The organism is Enterobacter sp. DSM 30060, from assembly GCF_013375955.1.
Lineage (GTDB): Bacteria > Pseudomonadota > Gammaproteobacteria > Enterobacterales > Enterobacteriaceae > Enterobacter > Enterobacter intestinihominis.
Map to the genome: position 1 here is coordinate 1,755,074 of NZ_CP056118.1, position 21,369 is coordinate 1,776,442.

The 21,369-nt window shown below is 58.0% G+C and carries 21 protein-coding genes and 2 pseudogenes; 13 read left to right on the plus strand and 10 right to left on the minus strand.

Annotated elements, in window-relative coordinates; all coding sequences use genetic code 11:
* Positions 1 to 45: 45 nt before the first annotated feature.
* Positions 46 to 1,131, plus strand: a pseudogene (locus HWQ15_RS08305) (cellulase family glycosylhydrolase); the annotation flags it as partial.
* Here the strand turns inward: HWQ15_RS08305 and emrD are convergent.
* From emrD to tisB, 4 genes and pseudogenes are all read right to left on the minus strand, one after another.
* Positions 1,037 to 2,221: a multidrug efflux MFS transporter EmrD gene (emrD, locus tag HWQ15_RS08310; RefSeq protein WP_023298963.1), complete on the minus strand. Its 1,185-nt coding sequence runs from the start codon at positions 2,219 to 2,221 to the stop codon at positions 1,037 to 1,039. The pseudogene HWQ15_RS08305 and the gene emrD sit on opposite strands and share 95 nt — an antisense overlap.
* A 175-nt stretch (positions 2,222 to 2,396) precedes the next feature.
* A pseudogene (locus HWQ15_RS08315) lies at positions 2,397 to 2,815 on the minus strand (EamA family transporter).
* A gap of 62 nt (positions 2,816 to 2,877) precedes the next feature.
* A complete protein-coding gene (locus HWQ15_RS08320; protein WP_023298965.1) occupies positions 2,878 to 3,324 on the minus strand; it encodes a GNAT family N-acetyltransferase in 447 nt (148 codons plus the stop codon).
* Positions 3,325 to 3,388: 64 nt separating this feature from the next.
* Entirely contained in the window at positions 3,389 to 3,478 is a 90-nt protein-coding gene (gene tisB, locus HWQ15_RS08325; RefSeq protein ID WP_022646551.1) for a type I toxin-antitoxin system toxin TisB, read from the minus strand.
* A 486-nt stretch (positions 3,479 to 3,964) separates the two neighbouring features.
* Between tisB and HWQ15_RS08330 the strand changes: the two genes are divergently transcribed.
* From HWQ15_RS08330 to nepI, 12 genes are all read left to right on the plus strand, one after another.
* A complete protein-coding gene (locus tag HWQ15_RS08330; protein ID WP_022646552.1) occupies positions 3,965 to 4,279 on the plus strand; it encodes a type II toxin-antitoxin system HigB family toxin in 315 nt (104 codons plus the stop codon).
* Positions 4,276 to 4,695, plus strand: coding sequence for a type II toxin-antitoxin system HigA family antitoxin (locus HWQ15_RS08335; RefSeq protein WP_022646553.1), 420 nt, complete (start codon positions 4,276 to 4,278; stop codon positions 4,693 to 4,695). Before HWQ15_RS08330 ends, HWQ15_RS08335 begins: the two co-directional genes overlap by 4 nt.
* A gap of 146 nt (positions 4,696 to 4,841) precedes the next feature.
* Positions 4,842 to 4,940, plus strand: coding sequence for an ilvB operon leader peptide IvbL (ivbL, locus tag HWQ15_RS08340; protein ID WP_057979964.1), 99 nt, complete (start codon positions 4,842 to 4,844; stop codon positions 4,938 to 4,940).
* Between the two features lie 106 nt (positions 4,941 to 5,046).
* On the plus strand, positions 5,047 to 6,735 hold the full coding sequence (ilvB, locus tag HWQ15_RS08345) for an acetolactate synthase large subunit (protein ID WP_063148988.1): 1,689 nt from the start codon (positions 5,047 to 5,049) through the stop codon (positions 6,733 to 6,735).
* A gap of 3 nt (positions 6,736 to 6,738) precedes the next feature.
* A complete protein-coding gene (ilvN, locus tag HWQ15_RS08350) occupies positions 6,739 to 7,026 on the plus strand; it encodes an acetolactate synthase small subunit (protein ID WP_015570113.1) in 288 nt (95 codons plus the stop codon).
* 125 nt (positions 7,027 to 7,151) lie between these two features.
* Positions 7,152 to 7,745, plus strand: coding sequence for a transcriptional regulator UhpA (gene uhpA, locus HWQ15_RS08355; RefSeq protein ID WP_022646555.1), 594 nt, complete (start codon positions 7,152 to 7,154; stop codon positions 7,743 to 7,745).
* Positions 7,742 to 9,247, plus strand: a complete 1,506-nt coding sequence (gene uhpB, locus HWQ15_RS08360) for a signal transduction histidine-protein kinase/phosphatase UhpB (protein ID WP_063148987.1) — start codon at positions 7,742 to 7,744, stop codon at positions 9,245 to 9,247. Before uhpA ends, uhpB begins: the two co-directional genes overlap by 4 nt.
* Complete coding sequence (locus HWQ15_RS08365; protein ID WP_038414992.1) at positions 9,240 to 10,550, plus strand: MFS transporter; 1,311 nt, start codon at positions 9,240 to 9,242, stop codon at positions 10,548 to 10,550. Before uhpB ends, HWQ15_RS08365 begins: the two co-directional genes overlap by 8 nt.
* A gap of 132 nt (positions 10,551 to 10,682) precedes the next feature.
* Positions 10,683 to 12,074, plus strand: a complete 1,392-nt coding sequence (gene uhpT, locus HWQ15_RS08370) for a hexose-6-phosphate:phosphate antiporter (protein WP_023298970.1) — start codon at positions 10,683 to 10,685, stop codon at positions 12,072 to 12,074.
* 161 nt (positions 12,075 to 12,235) lie between these two features.
* On the plus strand, positions 12,236 to 13,240 hold the full coding sequence (locus HWQ15_RS08375) for an alpha/beta fold hydrolase (protein WP_058677100.1): 1,005 nt from the start codon (positions 12,236 to 12,238) through the stop codon (positions 13,238 to 13,240).
* Positions 13,241 to 13,391: 151 nt separating this feature from the next.
* The gene (locus HWQ15_RS08380; protein WP_063148986.1) at positions 13,392 to 13,844 is read left to right on the plus strand and encodes a DUF1198 domain-containing protein; all 453 of its coding nucleotides are present in this window, start codon (positions 13,392 to 13,394) and stop codon (positions 13,842 to 13,844) included.
* A 100-nt stretch (positions 13,845 to 13,944) separates the two neighbouring features.
* Complete coding sequence (nepI, locus tag HWQ15_RS08385; protein ID WP_023298972.1) at positions 13,945 to 15,135, plus strand: purine ribonucleoside efflux pump NepI; 1,191 nt, start codon at positions 13,945 to 13,947, stop codon at positions 15,133 to 15,135.
* Between the two features lie 111 nt (positions 15,136 to 15,246).
* Here nepI and HWQ15_RS08390 read toward each other — a convergent pair whose 3' ends face one another.
* From HWQ15_RS08390 to HWQ15_RS08415, 6 genes are all read right to left on the minus strand, one after another.
* A complete protein-coding gene (locus HWQ15_RS08390) occupies positions 15,247 to 16,152 on the minus strand; it encodes an EamA family transporter (RefSeq protein WP_023298973.1) in 906 nt (301 codons plus the stop codon).
* Positions 16,153 to 16,299: 147 nt separating this feature from the next.
* Positions 16,300 to 17,679, minus strand: coding sequence for a carbohydrate porin (locus HWQ15_RS08395; protein ID WP_022646562.1), 1,380 nt, complete (start codon positions 17,677 to 17,679; stop codon positions 16,300 to 16,302).
* 138 nt (positions 17,680 to 17,817) lie between these two features.
* Complete coding sequence (locus HWQ15_RS08400) at positions 17,818 to 18,120, minus strand: PTS lactose/cellobiose transporter subunit IIA (protein WP_014168006.1); 303 nt, start codon at positions 18,118 to 18,120, stop codon at positions 17,818 to 17,820.
* A gap of 5 nt (positions 18,121 to 18,125) precedes the next feature.
* Positions 18,126 to 19,502 (minus strand): glycoside hydrolase family 1 protein, encoded by a 1,377-nt coding sequence (locus tag HWQ15_RS08405; RefSeq protein WP_063148195.1) that lies wholly within the window; start codon positions 19,500 to 19,502, stop codon positions 18,126 to 18,128.
* Positions 19,503 to 19,519: 17 nt separating this feature from the next.
* Complete coding sequence (locus HWQ15_RS08410; protein ID WP_058646771.1) at positions 19,520 to 20,845, minus strand: PTS sugar transporter subunit IIC; 1,326 nt, start codon at positions 20,843 to 20,845, stop codon at positions 19,520 to 19,522.
* A gap of 11 nt (positions 20,846 to 20,856) precedes the next feature.
* Positions 20,857 to 21,171 (minus strand): PTS sugar transporter subunit IIB, encoded by a 315-nt coding sequence (locus HWQ15_RS08415; protein WP_003861034.1) that lies wholly within the window; start codon positions 21,169 to 21,171, stop codon positions 20,857 to 20,859.
* Positions 21,172 to 21,369 lie beyond the last annotated feature (198 nt).

Below are 21,369 nucleotides of genomic sequence, written 5' to 3' on the forward strand. Positions count from 1 at the left end.
ATGCTAAATACAGAGTAAAGCATTTGATTATTTGCAAGGGGCGTCGTGTTAAAGCCGTTAATTGTCACCGTGTTAGCGCTCGCTTCCGGCTGGGCCTGTGCCGCTGAGCCACCCCTGACGGCTGCCCGTTACGCGCAGATGTTGGGCGTCGGAATGGATGTCGACTGGGCCCGCACCGAGCGCGGTATACGCGAATTCGACCCGTTGGTGGTCCGTGATTTCCAGGCGAAAGGCATACATCATGTCCGTATTCGGGTGGCGGGCGAACCGACGGAAGCGCGGCTGATTCACCTGCGTAAGCTGGTGGAGGCTTGCGAGCAATACGGCGTCATCCCCATCATCGCCTATCAGGCCGATGAATATAAAAACGATCCGAAAGCGGATACCGAAAAAGCGGTGATCAACTGGTGGATTGCCGTGGCGCACTATTTTGGTCAGCGCTCGCCGTTGCTGGGGTTTGACCTGATCTACGAACCGGCGGACAAGCTCAACCACAACGTTGCTTCGCTCAACCGGGTGTATGAGAAAGCGATCAAAGACATTCACGCCATTGATGCCAGCCGCATGATTTTTATCGCCCCTCGTCTGCGCGCCGCGCCGGAGGATTTATCCAGCCTGAAGCTGCCCGCACACAGCCAGAATTACCTGCTGGCGGAATGGCATATTTTCCCCTGGGGTCCGCTGAAAACGAACGGCAAATACCCGTGGACGTCCGGAACCGTGGCTGAGAAAGCGGCTATCCGTAACCGAATCAATGCCGCGCTGCACTGGCAGCAAAAAACCGGGCACGTTAGCTGGGTCGGGGGCTGGGGCGTGGGGGAGTCAAACCACCTCACGCCAACCGCTTCGCAAATGGCCTTCGCCAACTTTATGGCCTGCGAGCTGCAAAAGGCGAAAATCCCGTATGCGCTTAACGCGGACTTCCAGTTTTACGACGGGGAAGAGGGTGCCTGGCGGCCTGCGCCAGAGCCGTTATTACAGGCGATGATTGCGCCCGTGTGTGAAAAGCCCGGCGAGAAGCCGGGCCATCATGCGGTTAAACCGGCTGTTCGTGATGCGGGACGCGCGACGCCAGCGGCAGCCAGCACAGCAAAATCAGCAGCCCCATCAGGGTCATCAGCAGGCCCAAACTCGCCTGCCCGGTCTGCGGCATCATAGCCGAAAGCCAGGCCAGCGCGCCGGAACCGATATTCTGTAAACCGCCGACCAGCGCGCCTGCCGTGCCCGCGAGGAACGGGAACGGCTCCATTGCGCCGCTGGTGGCGAGCGGGAACAGCATGCCTGCGCCGAAGAAGAACAGTGCCGCCGGGATGAGCAACGTCCAGACCGACATCACGTCAAACAGCCCCGGGATCCACATCATCAGCCCGGCCAGCAGACAGCTGATCACCGACTGCCACATCAGCGTAGAGAAGCGTTTGTTCGGACGTCCGGCGAACCATGCGCCGAAGAACGCCGCCGGGATCGGCAGAATAAACAAAATGCTCACCACCATGCTGCTCAGGCCAAGACCTGCGCCCAGCAGCACGCCGGAACAGGCTTCAAACACCGCAATGCCCGCCAGGCCGCCGATTAGCATCAACAGATAACAGGTAAACGACCCATTACCGAACAGCGTTTTGTAGCTGGCGATGAGCTTCGTGCGCGGCGCGTCCTGCGGACGTGTTTCCGGCATCCAGCGCGCCATGCTGAAGGTGACAATAATGCACAGCACCAGCAGGAAGGCGTAACAGGCGCGCCAGGACCAGACGGTGTCCAGCAGACCCCCAATCAGCGGGGCGAGCAGCGGGCTGACCAGAATGCCCATATTTAACAGACTGTTGGCGTGGCGAAGCTGGGTGCCCTGGTACATATCACGCGGCAGGGTACGCGCCATGACCCCGCCGACGCCGGTGCCCACGCCCTGGAGGGCGCTGGCGGCAATCAGGATGGTCAGGCTGTGCGTAGTAATGGCAATCACCGTCGCCACCATGAAAATGCTCATGCCCACCAGAATGACCGGACGACGCCCGACGCGATCGGACAGGGGACCATAAACCAGCTGTGAAACGCCATAGGTCAGCAGGTAGGCTGCCATCACGCTCTGTACTGCACCTTCGCGGACGCTCAGATCTTTTGCCATATCGGCAATCGCCGGAATGTAGATGGTTTGCGCCATCTGCCCGACGGCCACCAGTAACACCAGCATCAACAATAAGTTCACGTTCCGTTGCTTTTTCATGTCGCTGAATACTTTTGCCAAAAGAGATAAATAAAGAATAAGTGACTACGCATTCCCATAAATGCGCGAGGAATCTACCACAGAGAGATGACAATTTAAGCATTACTGTGATGAATGACAGAAGGCGTGAAGGCAGGATTTGTAAACAAGATCGGCAACTAATGTTGCCAGCGAATTACGCCAGGCGCAGCAGGACCGCACCGGCTGCAATACCCAGCGCCGCCGCGATGCGCAGGCCCACAACCTTCTCTTTTAAAAGCACAAATGCGATGAATGCGCCGAAGAGAATAGAGGTGTCACGTAGTGCGGCGACCACCGCCAGCGGCGCCTGAGTCATCGCCCAGAGTGCCAGACCGTAAGATCCCATCGTCCCGACGCCGCCGAGCAGTGTAACGCACAGGAGACGAACAAATATGGCCAGCTTGCGGCAGTCGGCTGGGGCGAGAAGGGGAGTAAAATCAGCGCAATAAGCGCGGCTGAACCGCTGACCCCGATCGCCGAGTAGAGCTTGTCCGTTCCGGCTTTAACGATGGCGTTCCAGCTGGCATGCAGCAGTGCGGCGAACAGTAAAATGCAGAAAACGGTGATGGACATGGCGGATCGGTTGGTGAAATGTCATCCAACTGTAACATTCCCCCGTCGAGGCTGCCAGCCGCTTACACTGCGCAAAAAAGGCGGTGCGTCACCCGGGGCTCGTCTGACACCAGCCTGAAGCCCGCCCGATGATAAAATCCGTACGCGGTTTCCGGCGCATGGGTATTAAGAAAATCAAACCAGATGCTGGCATCCGCCATCACCACGGTCAAAAGTTGTTTTCCAATCCCCAGCCCACGGCACTTTTCGCTGACGTAGAGATGACGAATACGTCCGGCGCGCGGCTGCTGGCTGAATGGATCGCGATTTAGACCGCACACGCCCACCAGCCTGCCGTTAAGAAACGCACCCAGCAGCTTTTCACCCGGCGCGTTAAAGCGATTCTCACCGCGCTGCCAGTTCTCTTCCAGCCTGCGCAGCATATTGAAATTTAACGCGATACTCTCGGCCTTCAGGGCGATATAGCCCGGTTCATCAGGCGTAACAGGCTCAATTAACAGACGCGACATAGCATTCCCTCGTTATTAAAGAGGGGCGGTTGCCCGCCCCTCTCAGGTGCGACTTGAACCTGAATCACTTAACGTATTTCAGGACAGCATCAAGCAGTTGCAATACAGCAACAATGAGTTTGAGGACAAGTATGACCATATCCACGACGCTCATACGCGTCTCCTTTTGGTTAAAAGGAGCACGATGCTGGCGTACCTTTCCGCCGCCTGTGGCCAGCACCTGGATTGACGTAACACAGTGTGCTCACTTCAGGGGTTAAGGCACTGACGGCACCACCCGTTTCAGCCAGGACTTCGTTGCGCCGGTAAACTGCGGCCCCCTCGCTCACTGCGAACACCCTCAGTATAGATAAATACTGTATGCATGAACAGTATTTTATGGACAAATTTTGGAAGGCGATCCATACTCAAAAACGTCAAAATCCGTGCCGGAATTGCGCGTTCGTCTTCGATCGCGTATACTTTTCGCGTTGACGTAACACAGTGTGTTCTGCGGCAACCAACCGCACAACCCTGATAAAAACCTCGCTTAGGCGGGGTTTTTTGTTTTCTGACGAAGTGAAAATAGTATCCTCCGTTGACTTATTGGCAATAGGTGTTATCGTTGCCATAATGGCAACGGACGCGGCAGGCAAGCAGGATGCATTTAATCTCAATGAAGGCAATTTTGGATGCGGTAAGCCAGTTCCCGCAATACAGAGAAGAGCTTCTCTTTTTAGGACGAGTTATTGAAAAGAGCCACTGCCCGACGCCCGCTGCACTGAGAAAACTTTTCCCAACGCTGGATAACTTCAAGTATCTTGATAAGCATTATGTTATTGATATTGCAAATAACAATCTCAGAGTAGTGGCTCTCATATTCTTTGAAAGCCAAAAGTTTTATGTGCGCCATGTTTTTACTCATAAGGAATATGACCGTTTTACGGAGAAACATCGCACTAAGGGGAAGAAATGATGATCGTCGCTGATGCAATGAAAGCTACGCACGCCCTTGTTGCGGCCGTTCCTTTACTGGGTGAACAGCCGAGCGAGAAAGATTATAAGGATGCGCTTGAGCTGGTTGAGTATCTCCTTATGAACGAGCCCAATAGCCCCTTGCTGGATATTGTTTGCGCCAGAATTAGCCATTACGAAGCTAATCGGCCAGAGATAGTCGCATTACGCAAGGAGATGGAGTCCGTTCCCGTCGGAATTGCAGTTTTGAGAACCTTGATGGATCAATACAATCTGACGATATCGGATTTTAAGGATGAAATTGGTAGTAAATCGATGGTTTCACGAGTTCTGAATGGTCAGAGACAGCTTACTCTGAACCATATTAAAAAGCTGGCGGCCAGATTTGGGGTATCACCTGCGCTATTTATTGAGTGAGTAAAAACCCTTTATTGAGTGTCATCGCCCAACAAACAAAACGTGATCCCTGACGCATTTTTGCGCAGTTGAAAATATTTCCATTGTCACATCCGAAAACCTGTGTTTGTATAAATTCTATCAATGATTCCAAACACAGGTCCCCAATGACTTCATCCATCTTCACGTCGACCCTACTAAAAACTGCGCAACCTGCCGCAGTGGTCGTCGTGCGTGTGGTGGTGGTCGTCGGCAATGCGCCGTAGGGACTGGATCAACACACGAATCCAAAACCCCGCCGGCGCAAACCGGGCGGGGTTTTTCGTTTAAGAGCCTCCCCGGAAAGTCGGCCCAGAAGAAAAGGACTGGAGCATGGCAAGTTCGGGCACAACATCCACAAAAACGCGTTTTACAGGCGCGCAGCTGATTGTTCATTTACTGGAACGACAGGGCATCACCACCGTTGCGGGCATCCCGGGTGGGACCGTGCTGCCGCTGTATGATGCGTTAAGCCAAAGCACACAGATCCGCCACGTGCTGGCGCGCCACGAGCAGGGCGCAGGCTTTATCGCTCAGGGCATGGCGCGTACCCAGGGTAAACCAGCGGTCTGTATGGCCTGTAGCGGGCCGGGCGCCACTAACCTGGTGACCGCCATCGCCGATGCGCGCCTCGACTCCATTCCGCTGATCTGCATTACCGGCCAGGTGCCGTCCTCGATGATCGGTACCGATGCGTTCCAGGAAGTGGATACCTACGGTATCTCTATCCCCATCACCAAACATAACTATTTAGTTCGCGATATCAGCGAGCTGCCTCAGGTGATCAGCGATGCGTTTCGCATTGCCCAGTCTGGCCGCCCGGGTCCGGTGTGGATAGACATTCCTAAGGATGTCCAGACCGCAGAAATTGAGATCGACGTGCTGCCGGAGCCGGGCGAGCGTGCCCCGGCGCCGGAATTCAGCGCTGAGAGCGTGCGCGATGCCGCCGCCATGATTAACGCGGCGAAACGCCCGGTGCTCTATCTGGGCGGCGGGGCGATCAACGCCGCGGATGAAATCCGTCAGTTCGCTGAAAAAGCCAGCCTGCCTACCACCATGACCCTGATGGCGCTCGGCATGCTGCCAAAAGCGCACCCATTGTCTTTAGGGATGCTGGGCATGCACGGCGCGCGCAGCACCAACTACATCCTGCAAGAGGCGGATTTGCTGATTGTTATGGGGGCGCGTTTTGATGACCGGGCGATCGGCAAAACCGAGGAGTTCTGCCCGAACGCCAAAATCATTCACGTGGATATCGACCGCGCCGAGCTGGGTAAAATCAAGCAGCCGCACGTGGCGATTCAGGGCGATGTGGCCGAGGTGCTGGCACAGCTGATCCCACAGACGGAGGCAAACGACCGCGCCGACTGGCGCCAGCTGGTGGCCGATCTGCAACGCGAGTTCCCGGGCGCTATCCCAACCGAGGGCGACCCGCTGAGCCACTATGGCCTTATCAACGCCGTTGCCGCCTGCGTGGATGACAGCGCGATTATCACCACCGACGTCGGCCAGCATCAGATGTGGACCGCCCAGGCGTATCCGCTTAACCGCCCGCGCCAGTGGCTGACCTCCGGCGGCCTTGGCACCATGGGCTTCGGCCTGCCAGCAGCGGTTGGCGCGGCGCTCGCCAACCCGGACCGTAAGGTGATCTGCTTCTCCGGTGACGGCAGCCTGATGATGAACATTCAGGAGATGGCCACCGCAGCCGAAAACCAGTTAGACGTCAAAATCATTCTGATGAACAACGAGGCGCTGGGCCTGGTACACCAGCAGCAGAGCCTGTTCTATAAGCAGGGCGTGTTTGCGGCGACCTATCCGGGGATGATCAACTTCATGCAGATTGCCGCTGGTTTTGGCCTGCACACCTGCGATCTGAACGCCGAAGAAGATGCCCACGCGGCGTTGCAGGATGCGATTTCTCGCCCTGGCCCGGCGCTGATCCACGTGCGTATCGACGCGCAACAAAAAGTGTATCCGATGGTGCCGCCGGGTGCGGCCAATACTGAGATGGTGGGGGAATAAGCCATGCAGAAACAATGTGATAATGTCATTCTGGAACTCACCGTCCGCAACCACCCTGGCGTCATGACCCACGTCTGCGGGCTGTTTGCCCGACGGGCGTTTAACGTGGAAGGCATTCTGTGCCTGCCGATTCAGGGCAGCGAGCACAGCCGCATCTGGCTACTGGTGAACGACGACCAGCGTCTGGAGCAGATGATGGCGCAGATCGACAAGCTGGAAGATGTCACCAAAGTGGCACGCAACCAGTCCGATCCCACCATGTTTAACAAAATTGCGGTGTTTTTCGAGTAAATCACTTAAGGTAAAAGGCTTTTGCCGGATGGCGCTGCGCTTATCCAGCCTGCAAGGACGTTACACGTAGGCCGGATAAGGCGTTTACGCCGCCATCCGGCGTGTTCACGCATCAGGATCAAACCATGACCACCATCGCCCTTATCGACGACCACCTTATCGTCCGCTCCGGCTTTGCCCAGCTTTTAAACCTCGAACCGGATTTTCAGGTCGTGGCCGAGTTTGGCTCCGGTCGCGAGGCGCTGGCGGGCCTGCCGGGACGCGGGGTGCAGGTCTGTATCTGCGACATCTCAATGCCGGATCTCTCCGGGCTGGAGCTGTTAAGCCAGCTGCCGAAAGGGATGGCGACCATTATGCTCTCGGTCCACGACAGCCCGGCGCTGGTCGAGCAGGCGCTCAACGCGGGCGCGCGCGGCTTCCTCTCTAAACGCTGTAGCCCCGACGAGCTGATTGCCGCCGTGCGCACCGTATCCACCGGCGGCTGCTACCTGACGCCGGATATCGCCATCAAGCTGGCGGCGGGACGGCAGGATCCGCTCACCAGACGCGAGCGTCAGGTGGCAGAGAAACTTGCCCAGGGCATGTCGGTAAAAGAGATTGCCGCGGAGCTGGATCTGTCCCCGAAAACCGTGCATGTTCATCGCGCCAACCTGATGGAAAAACTCAACGTCAGTAACGATGTCGAGCTGGCGCGCCGTATGTTTGACAGCTGGCAATGAGTCCCGTTTTTTCACGGCTGATCGCCGTCGTCGCCAGCTTTTTTATCTTCTCCGCCGCATGGTTCTGCCTGTGGAGCATCAGCCTGCATCTGGTGGAACGCCCGGAGCTGGCGGTGCTGCTGTTCCCCTTTGGCCTGCGTCTGGGACTGATGCTTCAGTGCCCGCGCGGATACTGGCCCGTTTTGCTCGGTGCAGAGTGGCTGATGCTGATCTGGCTGGCGCAGGAAGTGGCGCTGGCGCATCTGCCTTTATTGATGACCGGAAGCCTGCTTACGCTTCTCCCGGTCGCCCTGATTTCCCGCTACCGTCACCAGCGCGACTGGCGCACGCTGCTGCGTCAGGGGGCGGCGCTGATTGCCGCCGCGCTGCTGCAGTCGCTTCCGTGGGTCGGCGAGAAGGAGATGCTCAACGCCCTTCTGCTGACCCTCACCGGCGGCCTGACGCTGGCACCGACCTGCCTCGTTTTCTGGCACTACCTCACCAGCACCGTCTGGCAGCCGCTCGGCCCGGCGCTGGTCTCCCAGCCGGTGAACTGGCGCGCCCGGCACCTGATCTGGTATCTGCTGCTGTTTGTGGTGAGCCTGTGGTTGCAGCTTGGTCTGCCCGCTGAATTATCACGCTTCACGCCGTTTTGTCTGGCGCTGCCGATCATCGCCCTCGCCTGGCACTACGGCTGGCAGGGGGCGCTGATCGCGACCCTGATGAACGCCATCGCGCTGATCGCCAGCCAGACCTGGCACGATCATCCGGTAGATCTGCTGCTCTCGCTGCTGGCCCAGAGCCTGACCGGGCTGCTGCTGGGGGCGGGCATCCAGCGCCTGCGCGAGCTGAACCAGTCTCTGCAAGCCGAGCTGGCGCGCAATCGCCGTCTGGCGGAGCGTCTGCTGGAGACGGAAGAGAGCGTGCGCCAGGAGGTTGCCCGCGAGCTGCACGATGACATCGGCCAGACCATCACTGCCATCCGCACCCAGGCGGGCATTGTCCAGCGCCTGGCGGCAGAAAACACGGGTGTGAAGCAGGGCGGGGCGCATATCGAACAGCTTTCGCTGGGTGTCTATGACTCCGTTCGCCGCCTGTTAGGGCGGCTGCGCCCGCGCCAGCTTGACGATCTGTCCCTGGAGCAGGCGGTGCGTTCCCTGATGCGCGAGATGGAGCTGGAAAGCCGCGGGATAGTCAGCCATCTCGACTGGCGCATCAATGAAGCTATCCTGAGCGAAGGTCAGCGCGTGACGCTGTTCCGCGTCTGTCAGGAGGGGCTGAACAACATCGTCAAACACGCCAGTGCCCGCGCGGTCACGATCCAGGGCTGGCAGCAGGACGAGCGCTTGATGCTGGTGATTGAAGACGACGGCTGCGGCCTGCCGCCGGGATCCGGCCAACAGGGCTTTGGCCTGGCGGGCATGCGCGAGCGCGTGAAGGCGCTCGGCGGCACGCTGACAATCTCCTGCACCCACGGGACGCGCGTCAGCGTCAGTTTGCCGTTAAGGACGCACCATGTTTAAAACCCCCGCCAGCGCCGCCCCGCTAGGCAACAAAGCGGAAATCGACGCCCGCTACCGCTACTGGCGACGTCATATCCTGGTCACTATCTGGCTCGGCTACGCGCTGTTCTACTTCACCCGCAAAAGCTTCAACGCCGCCGCGCCGGAGATCCTCGCCAGCGGCGTGATGGCGCGCACCGACATCGGCCTGTTGGCGACGCTGTTTTACATCACCTACGGTCTGTCGAAGTTCTTCTCCGGCATCGTCAGCGACCGCTCCAATGCGCGCTATTTCATGGGCGTTGGGCTGATCGCCACCGGCGTGGTGAACATCCTGTTTGGCTTCTCCACCTCGCTCTGGGCCTTCGCCCTGCTGTGGGCGCTGAACGCCTTCTTCCAGGGCTGGGGCGCGCCGGTCTGCGCCCGCCTGCTCACCGCCTGGTACTCACGCAACGAGCGCGGCGGCTGGTGGGCGATATGGAATACCGCGCATAACGTCGGCGGGGCGCTGATCCCGATGGTGGTGGGGGCTGCCGCGCTGCACTACGGCTGGCGTGCGGGGATGATGATTGCCGGTGGCCTGGCAATTATCGCCGGGCTGTTCCTCTGCTGGCGCCTGCGCGACAGGCCGCAAACCGTCGGCCTTCCACCGGTGGGCGACTGGCGGCACGACGAGATGGAGATCGCCCAGCAGCAGGAGGGGGCCGGGCTGTCCCGCCAGCAGATCCTCACCAAATACGTACTGAAAAACCCCTACATCTGGCTGCTGTCGCTCTGCTACGTGCTGGTCTACGTGGTGCGCGCGGCCATCAACGACTGGGGCAACCTGTACATGTCCGAGACGCTCGGTGTGGATCTGGTGACCGCCAACTCGGCGGTGACCATGTTTGAACTGGGCGGGTTTATCGGCGCGCTGGTGGCGGGCTGGGGCTCGGACAAGCTCTTCAACGGCAATCGCGGGCCGATGAACCTGATTTTCGCCGCCGGAATTTTGCTCTCCGTCGGCTCGCTGTGGCTGATGCCGTTCGCCAGCTACGTGATGCAGGCGGCGTGCTTCTTCACCATCGGTTTTTTCGTCTTTGGCCCGCAGATGCTGATCGGCATGGCGGCGGCAGAGTGCTCCCACAAAGAGGCGGCAGGCGCGGCGACGGGCTTTGTCGGGCTGTTTGCCTACCTCGGCGCATCGCTCTCCGGCTGGCCGCTGGCGCGGGTGATCGACATCTGGCACTGGAGCGGGTTCTTCGCGGTGATCGCCATCGCGGCGGGCATCTCCGCCCTGCTGTTGCTGCCGTTTTTGCACGCGCAGGCACCGCGCGAAGCGTGACGCGCCTCACCTTTTGCTGTCGAGTCGCGCAAAACTAAGAAATTTTCCCGGTTTCACCTGGACGCTGTCTCAGGCATCTCTCCTGGCTGGTTTTTACAATGCTGCAAAAATCAGCTCAGGAGTAACTCAGTCATGCTGGCCTTCTTAAATCAGGTGCGCAAGCCGACCCTGGATCTGCCGCTCGATGTGCGGCGCAAAATGTGGTTCAAACCGTTCATGCAGTCCTATCTGGTGGTCTTCATCGGCTACCTGACTATGTACCTGATCCGCAAAAACTTTAACATCGCGCAGAACGACATGATCTCCACCTACGGGCTGAGCATGACGCAGTTGGGGATGATTGGCCTGGGCTTCTCCATCACCTATGGCGTGGGGAAAACCGTTGTTTCCTACTATGCGGACGGCAAAAACACCAAGCAGTTCCTGCCGTTTATGCTGATCCTCTCTGCCATCTGTATGCTCGGCTTCAGCGCCAGCATGGGCGCGGGCTCCGTCAGCCTGTTCCTGATGATCGCCTTTTACGCCCTGAGCGGTTTCTTCCAGAGCACCGGCGGGTCGTGCAGCTACTCCACCATCACCAAATGGACGCCGCGCCGCAAGCGGGGGTCGTACCTCGGCATGTGGAACATCTCCCACAACCTCGGCGGAGCGGGTGCGGCAGGCGTGGCGCTGTTCGGCGCGAACTACCTGTTCGACGGTCACGTCATCGGCATGTTTATCTTCCCGTCGATTATTGCCCTGATTGTTGGCTTTATCGGCCTGCGCTACGGCAGCGATTCCCCGGAATCGTACGGCCTCGGCAAAGCCGAAGAGCTGTTCGGGGAAGAGATCAGCGAAGAGGACAAAGAGACCGAAGAAAACGAGATGTCCAAATGGCAGATCTTTGTTGAGTACGTGCTGAAAAACAAAGTGATTTGGCTGCTCTGTTTCTCGAACATCTTCCTGTACGTGGTGCGCATTGGTATCGACCAGTGGTCCACAGTGTATGCCTTCCAGGAGCTGAAGCTTTCTAAAGAAGTGGCGATTCAGGGCTTCACCCTGTTTGAAGTGGGCGCGCTGGTCGGCACGCTGCTGTGGGGATGGCTCTCCGACCTCGCCAATGGCCGCCGCGCGCTGGTGGCCTGCGTCGCGCTGGCGCTGATTATCGCCACCCTTGGCGTCTACCAGCACGCCAGCAACCAGTACATTTACCTGGCGTCCCTGTTCGCGCTCGGCTTCCTGGTATTTGGTCCGCAATTACTGATCGGTGTGGCGGCAGTGGGCTTCGTCCCGAAAAAAGCGATCGGCGCCGCCGATGGGATTAAGGGCACCTTCGCCTACCTGATCGGCGACAGCTTCGCCAAGCTGGGTCTGGGGATGATCGCCGACGGCACGCCGATTTTCGGCCTTACCGGCTGGGCGGGCACCTTCGCCGCGCTGGATGCCGCCGCGATTGGCTGTATCGTCCTGATGGCGATGGTTGCGGTGCTGGAAGAGCGTAAGATCCGCCGTGAGAATCGTGCGCAGAAATTAAAAGTAGCCTGAGTGTGCAGGTAACTTCTTTGCCCGGTGTGTGATGCCGGGCTTTTTTATTTTGCACGGCCTACCTTTACTCCGCTTTACACACTCGCTCCTCTCTATGCTCTACAGTGTTTTTGCTGCCGCCTTTCGTGCAGCCTTAGCCCTTTTGCTAACGGAGAGCTTGCATGTTAACCCGACGATTATCCTGCCTTGCGCTGCTGATGGCGCTGGCGTCCCCCGCAATGGCCGCGGATGCCCCCACCTACGGCGAGAAGCTGGAAGGTTTTGACTACGGCTGGCCGGTAAAACACTTTACCTTTACCTCGCAGAACCAGCCTCTGGATATGGCTTACCTGGACGTGAAACCGGAAAAACCCAACGGCCGCACCGTGGTGCTGATGCACGGCAAAAACTTCTGTGCTGGCACCTGGGACGGCACTATCCGCGCGCTGTCGGCCGGTGGTTACCGCGTGATCGCCCCTGACCAGATTGGTTTTTGTAAATCCACCAAGCCGGAGCATTACCAGTACACCTTCCAGCAGCTGGCGGATAACACCCACGCGCTGCTGAAAACGCTGGGCGTCGAGCGCGTGACGGTTATAGGACATTCGACCGGCGGCATGCTGGCAACCCGCTATGCGTTGATGTGGCCGCAGCAGGTAGAGCAGCTGGTGATGGTGAACCCGATTGGTCTGGAAGACTGGAAAGCGCGCGGCGTGCCGCATATTACGGTCGACCAGTGGTACCAGCGCGAGCTGAAAGTCAGCGCCGACGGTATTCGTCAGTACGAGAAAAACACCTACTACGCCGGGGAGTGGAAACCGGAGTACGAGCGCTGGGTCACTATGCTCGCCGGGCTGAACAACGGGCCGGGCAAAGCTCGCGTGGCGTGGAACTCGGCGCTGCTCTACGACATGATTTATACCCAGCCGGTTGTCTATGAATTTAGCGAGCTGAAGATGCCGGTATTATTGATGATCGGCACGAAGGACAATACCGCCATCGGGAAAGATCTCGCCCCACCGGAGATCCGCAAGACGCTCGGCAATTACGCGGTGCTGGGCAAAGAGACGGCGGAGCGCATTCCGCACGCGACGCTGGTCGAGTTTAACGACATGGGCCACGCGCCGCAGATGCAGGATCCTGAACGTTTCCACGACGCGCTGCTGAAAGGGCTTCAGGCGCGCTGACGGGTCTCCAGCAACAGCCCGCGCAGCCACGCCTGCGCGGGATTGCTTTCATCGCAATTATCCAGCTTTTTTCGGTTCACTATTCTGGCCGTTCCCGCTGTTGACGCGCTGCGTTTCCCGCTATGATGGGCGGCTAGTCTAAGGAGAACGCATGGTCTGGATAATGCTGGCAACGCTTGCCGTGGTATTTGTGGTTGGATTTCGTGTCCTGACCTCAGACTCCCGCCGCGCCATCAAACTTTTAAGCGAGCGGCTGGGCATCACCCCGATGCCAGTCGAGTCGATGATCGATCAGTTCGGTAAAACGCCGGGCAATGAGTTTATCCGCTACCTTGAGCGCCCCGACGAGGCACATCTGCAAAATGCGGCGCAGGTGCTGCTCATCTGGCAGGTCTGCATTGTCGACGGCAGTGAAGAGAATCTGCATACCTGGCACCGTATGCTGCGTAAAGCCCGCCTTGCCGCACCCATTACCGATGCGCAAATTCGACTGGCACTTGGCTTTATGCGCGAAATGGAGCCCGATCCGCAGGAGCTGAACGCCTTCCAGCTGCGCTATAACCAGCTATTTCTGCCGGAAGAAGGTGTGTTTTATCTGCACTGATCCCCTCTAAAACCACAAAAGTTGTCAAATCGTTAAATCCGTCACACTTTTGATGATAAACTGCGCGACTTTTCCGCACGTTTTTATCTCAGGTGATGCCATGACAGAACATATCCAGCCCACGACTCCGCCGCAGGCCAAAGAGGTGTCTCGCCCCAACTGGTCGGCGGTTTTCTCCGTGGCGTTCTGCGTCGCCTGCCTGATCACCGTTGAGTTTCTGCCGGTCAGCCTGCTGACGCCGATGGCGCAGGATCTGGGCATTTCCGAAGGCGTGGCGGGGCAGTCCGTTACCGTCACCGCCTTTGTGGCGATGTTCGCCAGCCTGTTTATCACCCAGGCGATTGGCACCATTGACCGTCGTAAAGTGGTCATCCTGTTCAGCGTGCTGCTGACGCTCTCCTGCCTGCTGGTCTCTTTCGCTGAAAGCTTCACCCTGCTGCTGCTGGGTCGCGCCTGCCTGGGGCTGGGGTTAGGCGGCTTCTGGGCGATGTCGGCCTCGCTGACCATGCGCCTGGTGCCCGCGCGCACCGTGCCAAAAGCGCTGTCCGTTATCTTCGGCGCGGTCTCTATTGCGCTGGTGATTGCCGCGCCGCTGGGCAGCTTCCTTGGTGGGATTATCGGCTGGCGTAACGTCTTTAACGCGGCGGCAGTGATGGGCGTGCTGTGCATTATCTGGGTGTGGAAAGCGCTACCGTCTCTGCCGGGTGAAGCGGCGCACCACAAACAGAACATGTTCGCGCTGCTCAAGCGTCCGGGCGTGCTGGCGGGGATGACCGCCATCTTCATGGCCTTTGCCGGGCAGTTTGCCTTCTTTACCTATATTCGCCCGGTGTATATGACCATGGCGGGCTTTGACGTGGATGGCCTGACGCTGGTGCTGCTGAGCTTCGGTATCGCCAGCTTCGTCGGCACCTCACTGTCGTCTCAGTTCCTGAAGCGCTCCCTGAAGGTGGCGCTGGCGGGTGCGCCGCTGGTGCTGGCGATCAGTGCCGCGGTGCTGGTGCTGTGGGGCAGCGACAAGTGGGTCGCATCGGCGATTGCGATTGTCTGGGGCTTTGCCTTTGCGCTGGTGCCGGTGGGCTGGTCGACGTGGATCACCCGCTCGCTTGCCGATCAGGCGGAAAAAGCCGGGTCGATTCAGGTGGCGGTGATCCAGCTGGCGAACACCTGCGGCGCGGCGGTGGGCGGCGTAGCGCTCGACCATCTGGGGCTGACGTCACCGCTGGTGATCTCCGGTACGCTGATGCTGCTGACCGCGCTGCTGGTGGCGGGGAAGGTTAAGGCGAAGTAGTCAATTCTCCCCTCACCCTAACCCTCTCCCCGCAGGGGAGAGGGGACTGCTCGGTGCTGTCTTTTCACTCTCGCCCCTTTGGGGAGAGGGCCGGGGAGAGGGGACATTCGCTTAAGCCGATGCCTTAACCCTTCTGCGTGAATCCATCGAAATCAGCACCACCGACGACACAATCAGCAGCGTTCCCAGCCAGTCCGGCAGGGTGAATGCCACCCCCAGCAAAACCACCGACAGCAGCGCGCTGCTCAGGGGTTCGGCGCAGCTCAAAATGCTTGCCTTCGGCCCGCCGATCATCTGCGCGCCCTTCAGATACAGGCTGAACGTCAGCGCGGTGCCAATCACCACCAGGTAGAAAAACGCCAGCAGCAGGCCGCCGTCAATGGCGAAGGTGGTGCCGCGTCCGGCGTAGAACGGCGTCAGCATTAGTCCCGCAATCAACATACTCCAGCCGACAATCGGCAGCGTGCCGTAGCGGGCGATAAGCGTTGATGGATAGGTGGTGTAAAACGCCGCAGCAAACGCCGAGGCGATACCGAAGAACAGTGCGGCAGGCGAGATGGAGAGCGACGTCGGGTCGCCGTGGGTCACCAGCAGGAAGGTACCCACAAGCGATGTCAAAATCGCCGACAGGACAAACATGCCGGGACGCTTCTTCCGCGCCAGGGCGAACCACGCCACGATGATGGTTGGCGACAGGAACTGAAGCACGGTGGCCGTAGCGGCGTTGGATTTTTCAATCGTCAGCAGGAAGGTGAGCTGCACGGTGAGCGCGCCAACCAGTGAGAAAAACAGCAGGCTGAGGGCGTCCTTGCGGTTTTTGATGACCGAGAAAATCTTGTCGCCGTGAACGAAGGAGAGCGTCAGCAGGATCACGCCGGTAAACAGCAGGCGAACCATGGTCAGGTAAGGTGAAGAAATGTGGCTTTTCTCCATGATGTACTGCGCGCAAACCCCGGAACTGCCCCATAAAACGGCGGCGATCAGGACGTTGAGCATCCCTTTGCGTGTGGAACCCATGTTCTCCCCTGTTATGTTGTCGTTAATTGGCCAACAGCATAGCATGGTTGTGTGCGGCCTGATGCCCTCACCCCGGCCCTCTCCCACGGGGAGAGGGGGAAAATCGTAGGCCGGGTAAGCGTAGCGCCACCCGGCATGTTGTTGACCTTAGAACCACGCCTCCCACATCGCGCCGACGTTGAAGTCGTCCAGCGTCTCATCTTTGGTGTTGTTCACGCGCGCGGTGCGTTCGTTGTCCACTTTGCCGCCGGTCACGTAGAAGCGCAGCATCGGACGGAACTCCGGCCCCATGGCGATAGACATGTTCTGCGACAGGGTCAGCTTCCAGCCCTTGTTGTCGCCGCCGTTGTCGTAATCTACGTGCTGCCAGCCCGCTTCCAGCCAGGTGGAGTGAACGTCGTTCCACCAGTGCATCGGGCGCACGATGGCGTTGTAGTTCTTACGGTTGTCGGTGTCATCACGGCTGTTGTCATAGTCGTGGAAGGCGAGGATGTACTCCACCTGCGTGGCCTGGGTGAATTTATACAGCCCTTCGAAGCTGGCGTAGACCGTGGTCAGATCTTCGGTTTTGTTGAACACGCTGTTGTCCGAATTATCGGAGTAGCGGGCGATCACCTTGTTCACGCCGCTATCGTTGGTGTGGCTCAGCACCACGCCGCCCTGCCAGGCGTTCAGACGCTCGTCGCTCTCAACGGCTTTGGAGTCAAAACCGTAGTTGGCGTACAGCTCCAGGTCGATCGGGCCGAGCTTCATGCCGTGGATTTTTGAGGTGGCAGCGTAGTTGCCCTTGTCACCCGTGCCGGAACCGCCGGTACAGGTGATGCGCGACGGGTTGGCTTCATCTTCCATCACTTCCGGGCTACAGGATTCCACCGCCGCCACGGCAGCCACGTCGAACTGCACGCCGCCGATGTCGAAGTTCTTCACCCCGGCGCCCTGGCCATCGTGGTTCATCCAGAAGTAATCGTTGATGCCCTGCTGCGGACGCTGGTGGAAGTCACGACCGGCCCAGAAGTAGGCGTTCGGGTTGGAGGCCATAATGTTGGTCACCCCGGCGTAAGCTTTTTTGAGGTTAACTTCGTCGCCCCAGTGGTCGATCATCACGTTGATGTCCCAGATGGCGCCGTTATCACCCTTGAAGGCCTTGGAGAGCTGGAATTCCCCGCCGTTGCCTTCGTTACCCAGACGACCAATCGCGGACGCGCCGTTGTAGGAGCCGTCCACCGCCACATACTTCTGGTCAGCGGCCTGGAAGTGCGCGCCGTAGCGGGCGTAGCCGGTAAATTTGATGCCAAACGGAATCGCCATGTCCGGGGATTGCGCTGCGCTCTGCGGCTCGGTGATGACGTCTGCTTTTTTCGCGACCGCCGCATCCATTTTCGCCTGACGCTCGGCCAGGGCTTTATCCACCGCTTTCGCCACAATGGCGTCGATTTGCTCCTGCGTAAATTCTTGCGCGAGCACGGAAATTGGACAAAGCGCGGCGATAACCGCCATGGTTAATGGAAGTTTTTTAATCGTATTCATGGTTATCTCAATATAGTTTAATTTTATTCAGACAATAACCATCCCGCTCCGATCTGACAGAATATGTCGCTATCATCAGAACAAGTGGATTTCTAGTTTTAGGTACAGAGGTATTACATTAATTTATTTCGCCATAGACTATCTCTGATATAAATGAATAATCTCTTCAGATAATTCACGCGCTAATAGCGAATTCATTAAATGATCCTGCGCGTGCACCATAATTAAGGTCATCGGCTGGCGGGCTTCGCCCGCGTCCTGCTCGATCAGTTTGGTCTGCATCTTGTGTGCCTGGCGCGCGTAGCCATCGGCTTCACGCAGCAGGCTTTTGGCTTCGTCAAGGTTGCCCTGGCGCGCCGCATGCAGCGCTTCGAAGCACAGGCTGCGGGACTGACCGGCGTTGACGATAATTTCCATTACGGCTTCTTCTAATGCGATCATCATTTTTACTCTTTATCAAAGCAATTATTTAAGGCGGTAGCGGCAAACCACTCTCCGCTTTTTTTAATGGTGCGCTGCTGCGTCTCCAAATCGAGCTGAATAAAACCGTAGCGGTTTTTATAGGCATTGCACCACGACCAGTTATCAATAAACGTCCACATATGGTAGCCCAGGCAATTGCAGCCTTCGCTAATACCTTTATGCAGCCACGCTAAATGCTCAGAAATAAATTCGATGCGGTACCGGTCGTTTATCTGACCGTTTTCAATAAAGCGCTGCTCGTTTTCGACACCCATCCCGTTTTCAGAAATAAAACAGCGGGGGTTACCGTAATTGTCGCGCAGGTTAACCAGAATATCGTAAATACCCGGCTCGTAGATTTCCCAGCCGCGGTACGGGTTCATCTTACGGCCCGGCATCTCGTAGCTATCAAAGAACCACTCCGGCATAAACGGCGCCTGCGGGTTCACCGCGCTGTCGCGACACTTCACGCGACGCGGCTGATAGTAGTTAACGCCGAGCAGGTCGATTTTCCCTTCCGCAATCAGGAAACCGTCTTCCGGCTTGCAGGCGGGTAGCTGATCGTAAGATTTCAGCAATGCCACCAGGTCGGCCGGATACTCCCCGCGCAGCACCGGGTCGAGGAAGCTGCGGTTAAACATCAGATCCGCGATATGCGCCGCCTTCACGTCCGCCGGGTTCTGCGAACGCGGGTATGACGGCGTCAGGTTCAGCACGATGCCGATCTCCCCCGCGTAATGCCCGGCGCGGTAAGCCTGAACGGCCTTCGCATGGGCCAGCACCGTGTGATACGCCACGGTGGCCGCCCGACGAAAATCCACCACGTTGGGGTAGTGGAAGTCGTACAGATAACCGCCTTCCACCGGCACGATCGGCTCGTTGAAGGTAAACCAGTGCAGCACGCGGTCGCCAAACAGCTCGAAGCAGATCTGCGCATAGCGGGCGTAGGCGTCCACTACGTCACGGTTTTCCCACCCGCCTATCTCCTGCATCGCCATCGGCATGTCGAAATGGAACAGGGTGATAAACGGCGTGATGCCCTGTTCATTCAGCTCATCAATAACCTGATTATAAAAATCGACCGCGTCCGGGTTCACTTCACCGATACCGTCGGGGATCAGGCGCGCCCAGCTAATCGAGGTGCGAAAGCTGTTGTGGTTCAGCTGCTTCAACAGCTGAATGTCCGTTTTCCAGTGCTGATAAAACGTGGAGGTGTGCTGCGGTCCCACGCCGTTGTGAAAACGGTTCGGCTCGCGGGCAAACCAGTAGTCCCACGTGGTTTCACCCTCTCGTGTCCCTTCCGTCTGGAGAGCGGAGCTTGCGCTGCCCCACCAGAAGTTATCGGGAAATGCGTATTTCATGACCCTTCCTCTTTGACTTAATTGCTAACTGTTTCAGCGGTGCCGACGGTTGCCTGGGCTTTCTGCTCTTCATTTTTGATGAGCGTACGCTCATAGGCGCGCAGGAATGGCAGGTACATCAGGGCGGACATCACCATGCAGACCAGGCACATCACCACCGGGCTCAGCGCCCAGTTCGCCGCCCACGAGGCGCCAATCGGCGCGGGCGTGGTCCACGGGGTTAACGAAACCACCTGGGCCAGCCAGCCGAGTTTGGTTGCGCCGTACGCCAGGCAGGCATTGACCAGCGGAACAAACACGAACGGGATAAACAGCATCGGGTTCATGATGATCGGCGCGCCGAACAGAATCGGTTCGTTGATGTTAAAGAAGCTTGGCACAACGCCCATTTTGCCGATGGTGCGCAGGTGAGTGGCGCGGCTGCGCAGCAGCAGGAACGCCAGCGGCAGGGTCGAGCCTACGCCGCCAATCAGCAGGTAGTGATCCCAGAAACCTTGCAGATAAACGTGCGGCAGCGCCGCGCCCGCCGCCAGCGCCGCCTGGTTTGCAGAGAGGTTCGCCATCCAGAACGGGTTCATGATGCCGGTGACAATCAGCGACCCGTGGATACCGGCAAACCAGAAGATCTGGCACAGCAGAACGGAGAGCAGAATCGCGGGCAGCGAGTCAGACGCGGACACCAGCGGCTCCAGCAGGTGCATAATCGCCTGCGGGATGATCATCCCGGTCTGCGCTTCAATGAACAGGTTCAGCGGATGTAGGGTACCAATCACCACCATCACCGGGATCAGGATCTCAAACGAACGCGCCACGCCGGTCGGCACCTCTTTCGGCAGGCGGATGGTGACGTTGTTCTGCTTCAGCCACGCGTACACACGGGTGGAGTAGATCGCGGTGATAAGCGCAGTGAAGATGCCCTGACCCGACAGATACTGCGTCGAAATTTTGCCGTCGGCATACGGCGCGGCGACCAGCAGGAAGGCCATAAAGGCCAGCAGACCGGACATCACCGGATCGAGGTTAAACTGACGTCCCAGGCTCGCCCCAATCCCCACCGAGATGAAGAAGGTCATCACGCCCATGCTGAGGTTAAAGGGCAGCATCAGCTGTTCGCGGTAGGTCTCGGAGAAATCCAGCCAGCCGCGGGCGAAGCTGTTGGTGGTATCCGCCGAAAACGGCGGGAAGATAAACACCAGCATAAACGAGCCGATGATCATAAACGGCAGCGCGGCGGTAAAGCCGTCGCGGATTGCAATCACATACTTTTGCTGACCGAGCTTCGCGGCCAGCGGCGTAATTGACTGTTCAATCGCCGCGACCATGGATTGATATAACGAACTCATGTGAACACCTTTTAGTGTGCCGCTTCGATGAGCGACAGAGCATAGTCCAGTACTTTATCGCCACGCTGCATGCCGTAATCCATCATGTCGATGGGCTGCACCGGTATGCCTTGCGTCGCTGCCTTGTCTGAGAGCGTCTTTAACATGTATTTCACTTGCGGTCCGAGAAGCACCACCTGATAGTGCGGAAACTGCGTATCAAATTCGGATACGCCATACGCATCTATCTTCACGGGCAAGCCCCGTTCTTTTGCAACATCGATCATTTTGCTGACCAGCAGGCTGGTGGACATCCCGGCAGAGCAGCACAGCATAATCTTGAACATCGACGACCATCCTCAAAATGTAAAAAGTTATTGCGATGATGATTGGACATGATACGGAAACCGGTTTCCATTCATAAAAGACAGAAGTGTGACAACCATCAATATCCACTACTTATGACGCTAATTAACCGGATGTGGGTCACATAATTTGGCTGTTTTGACATCAAATTGAGTGGAAACGGAAAATCGGTTTCCATG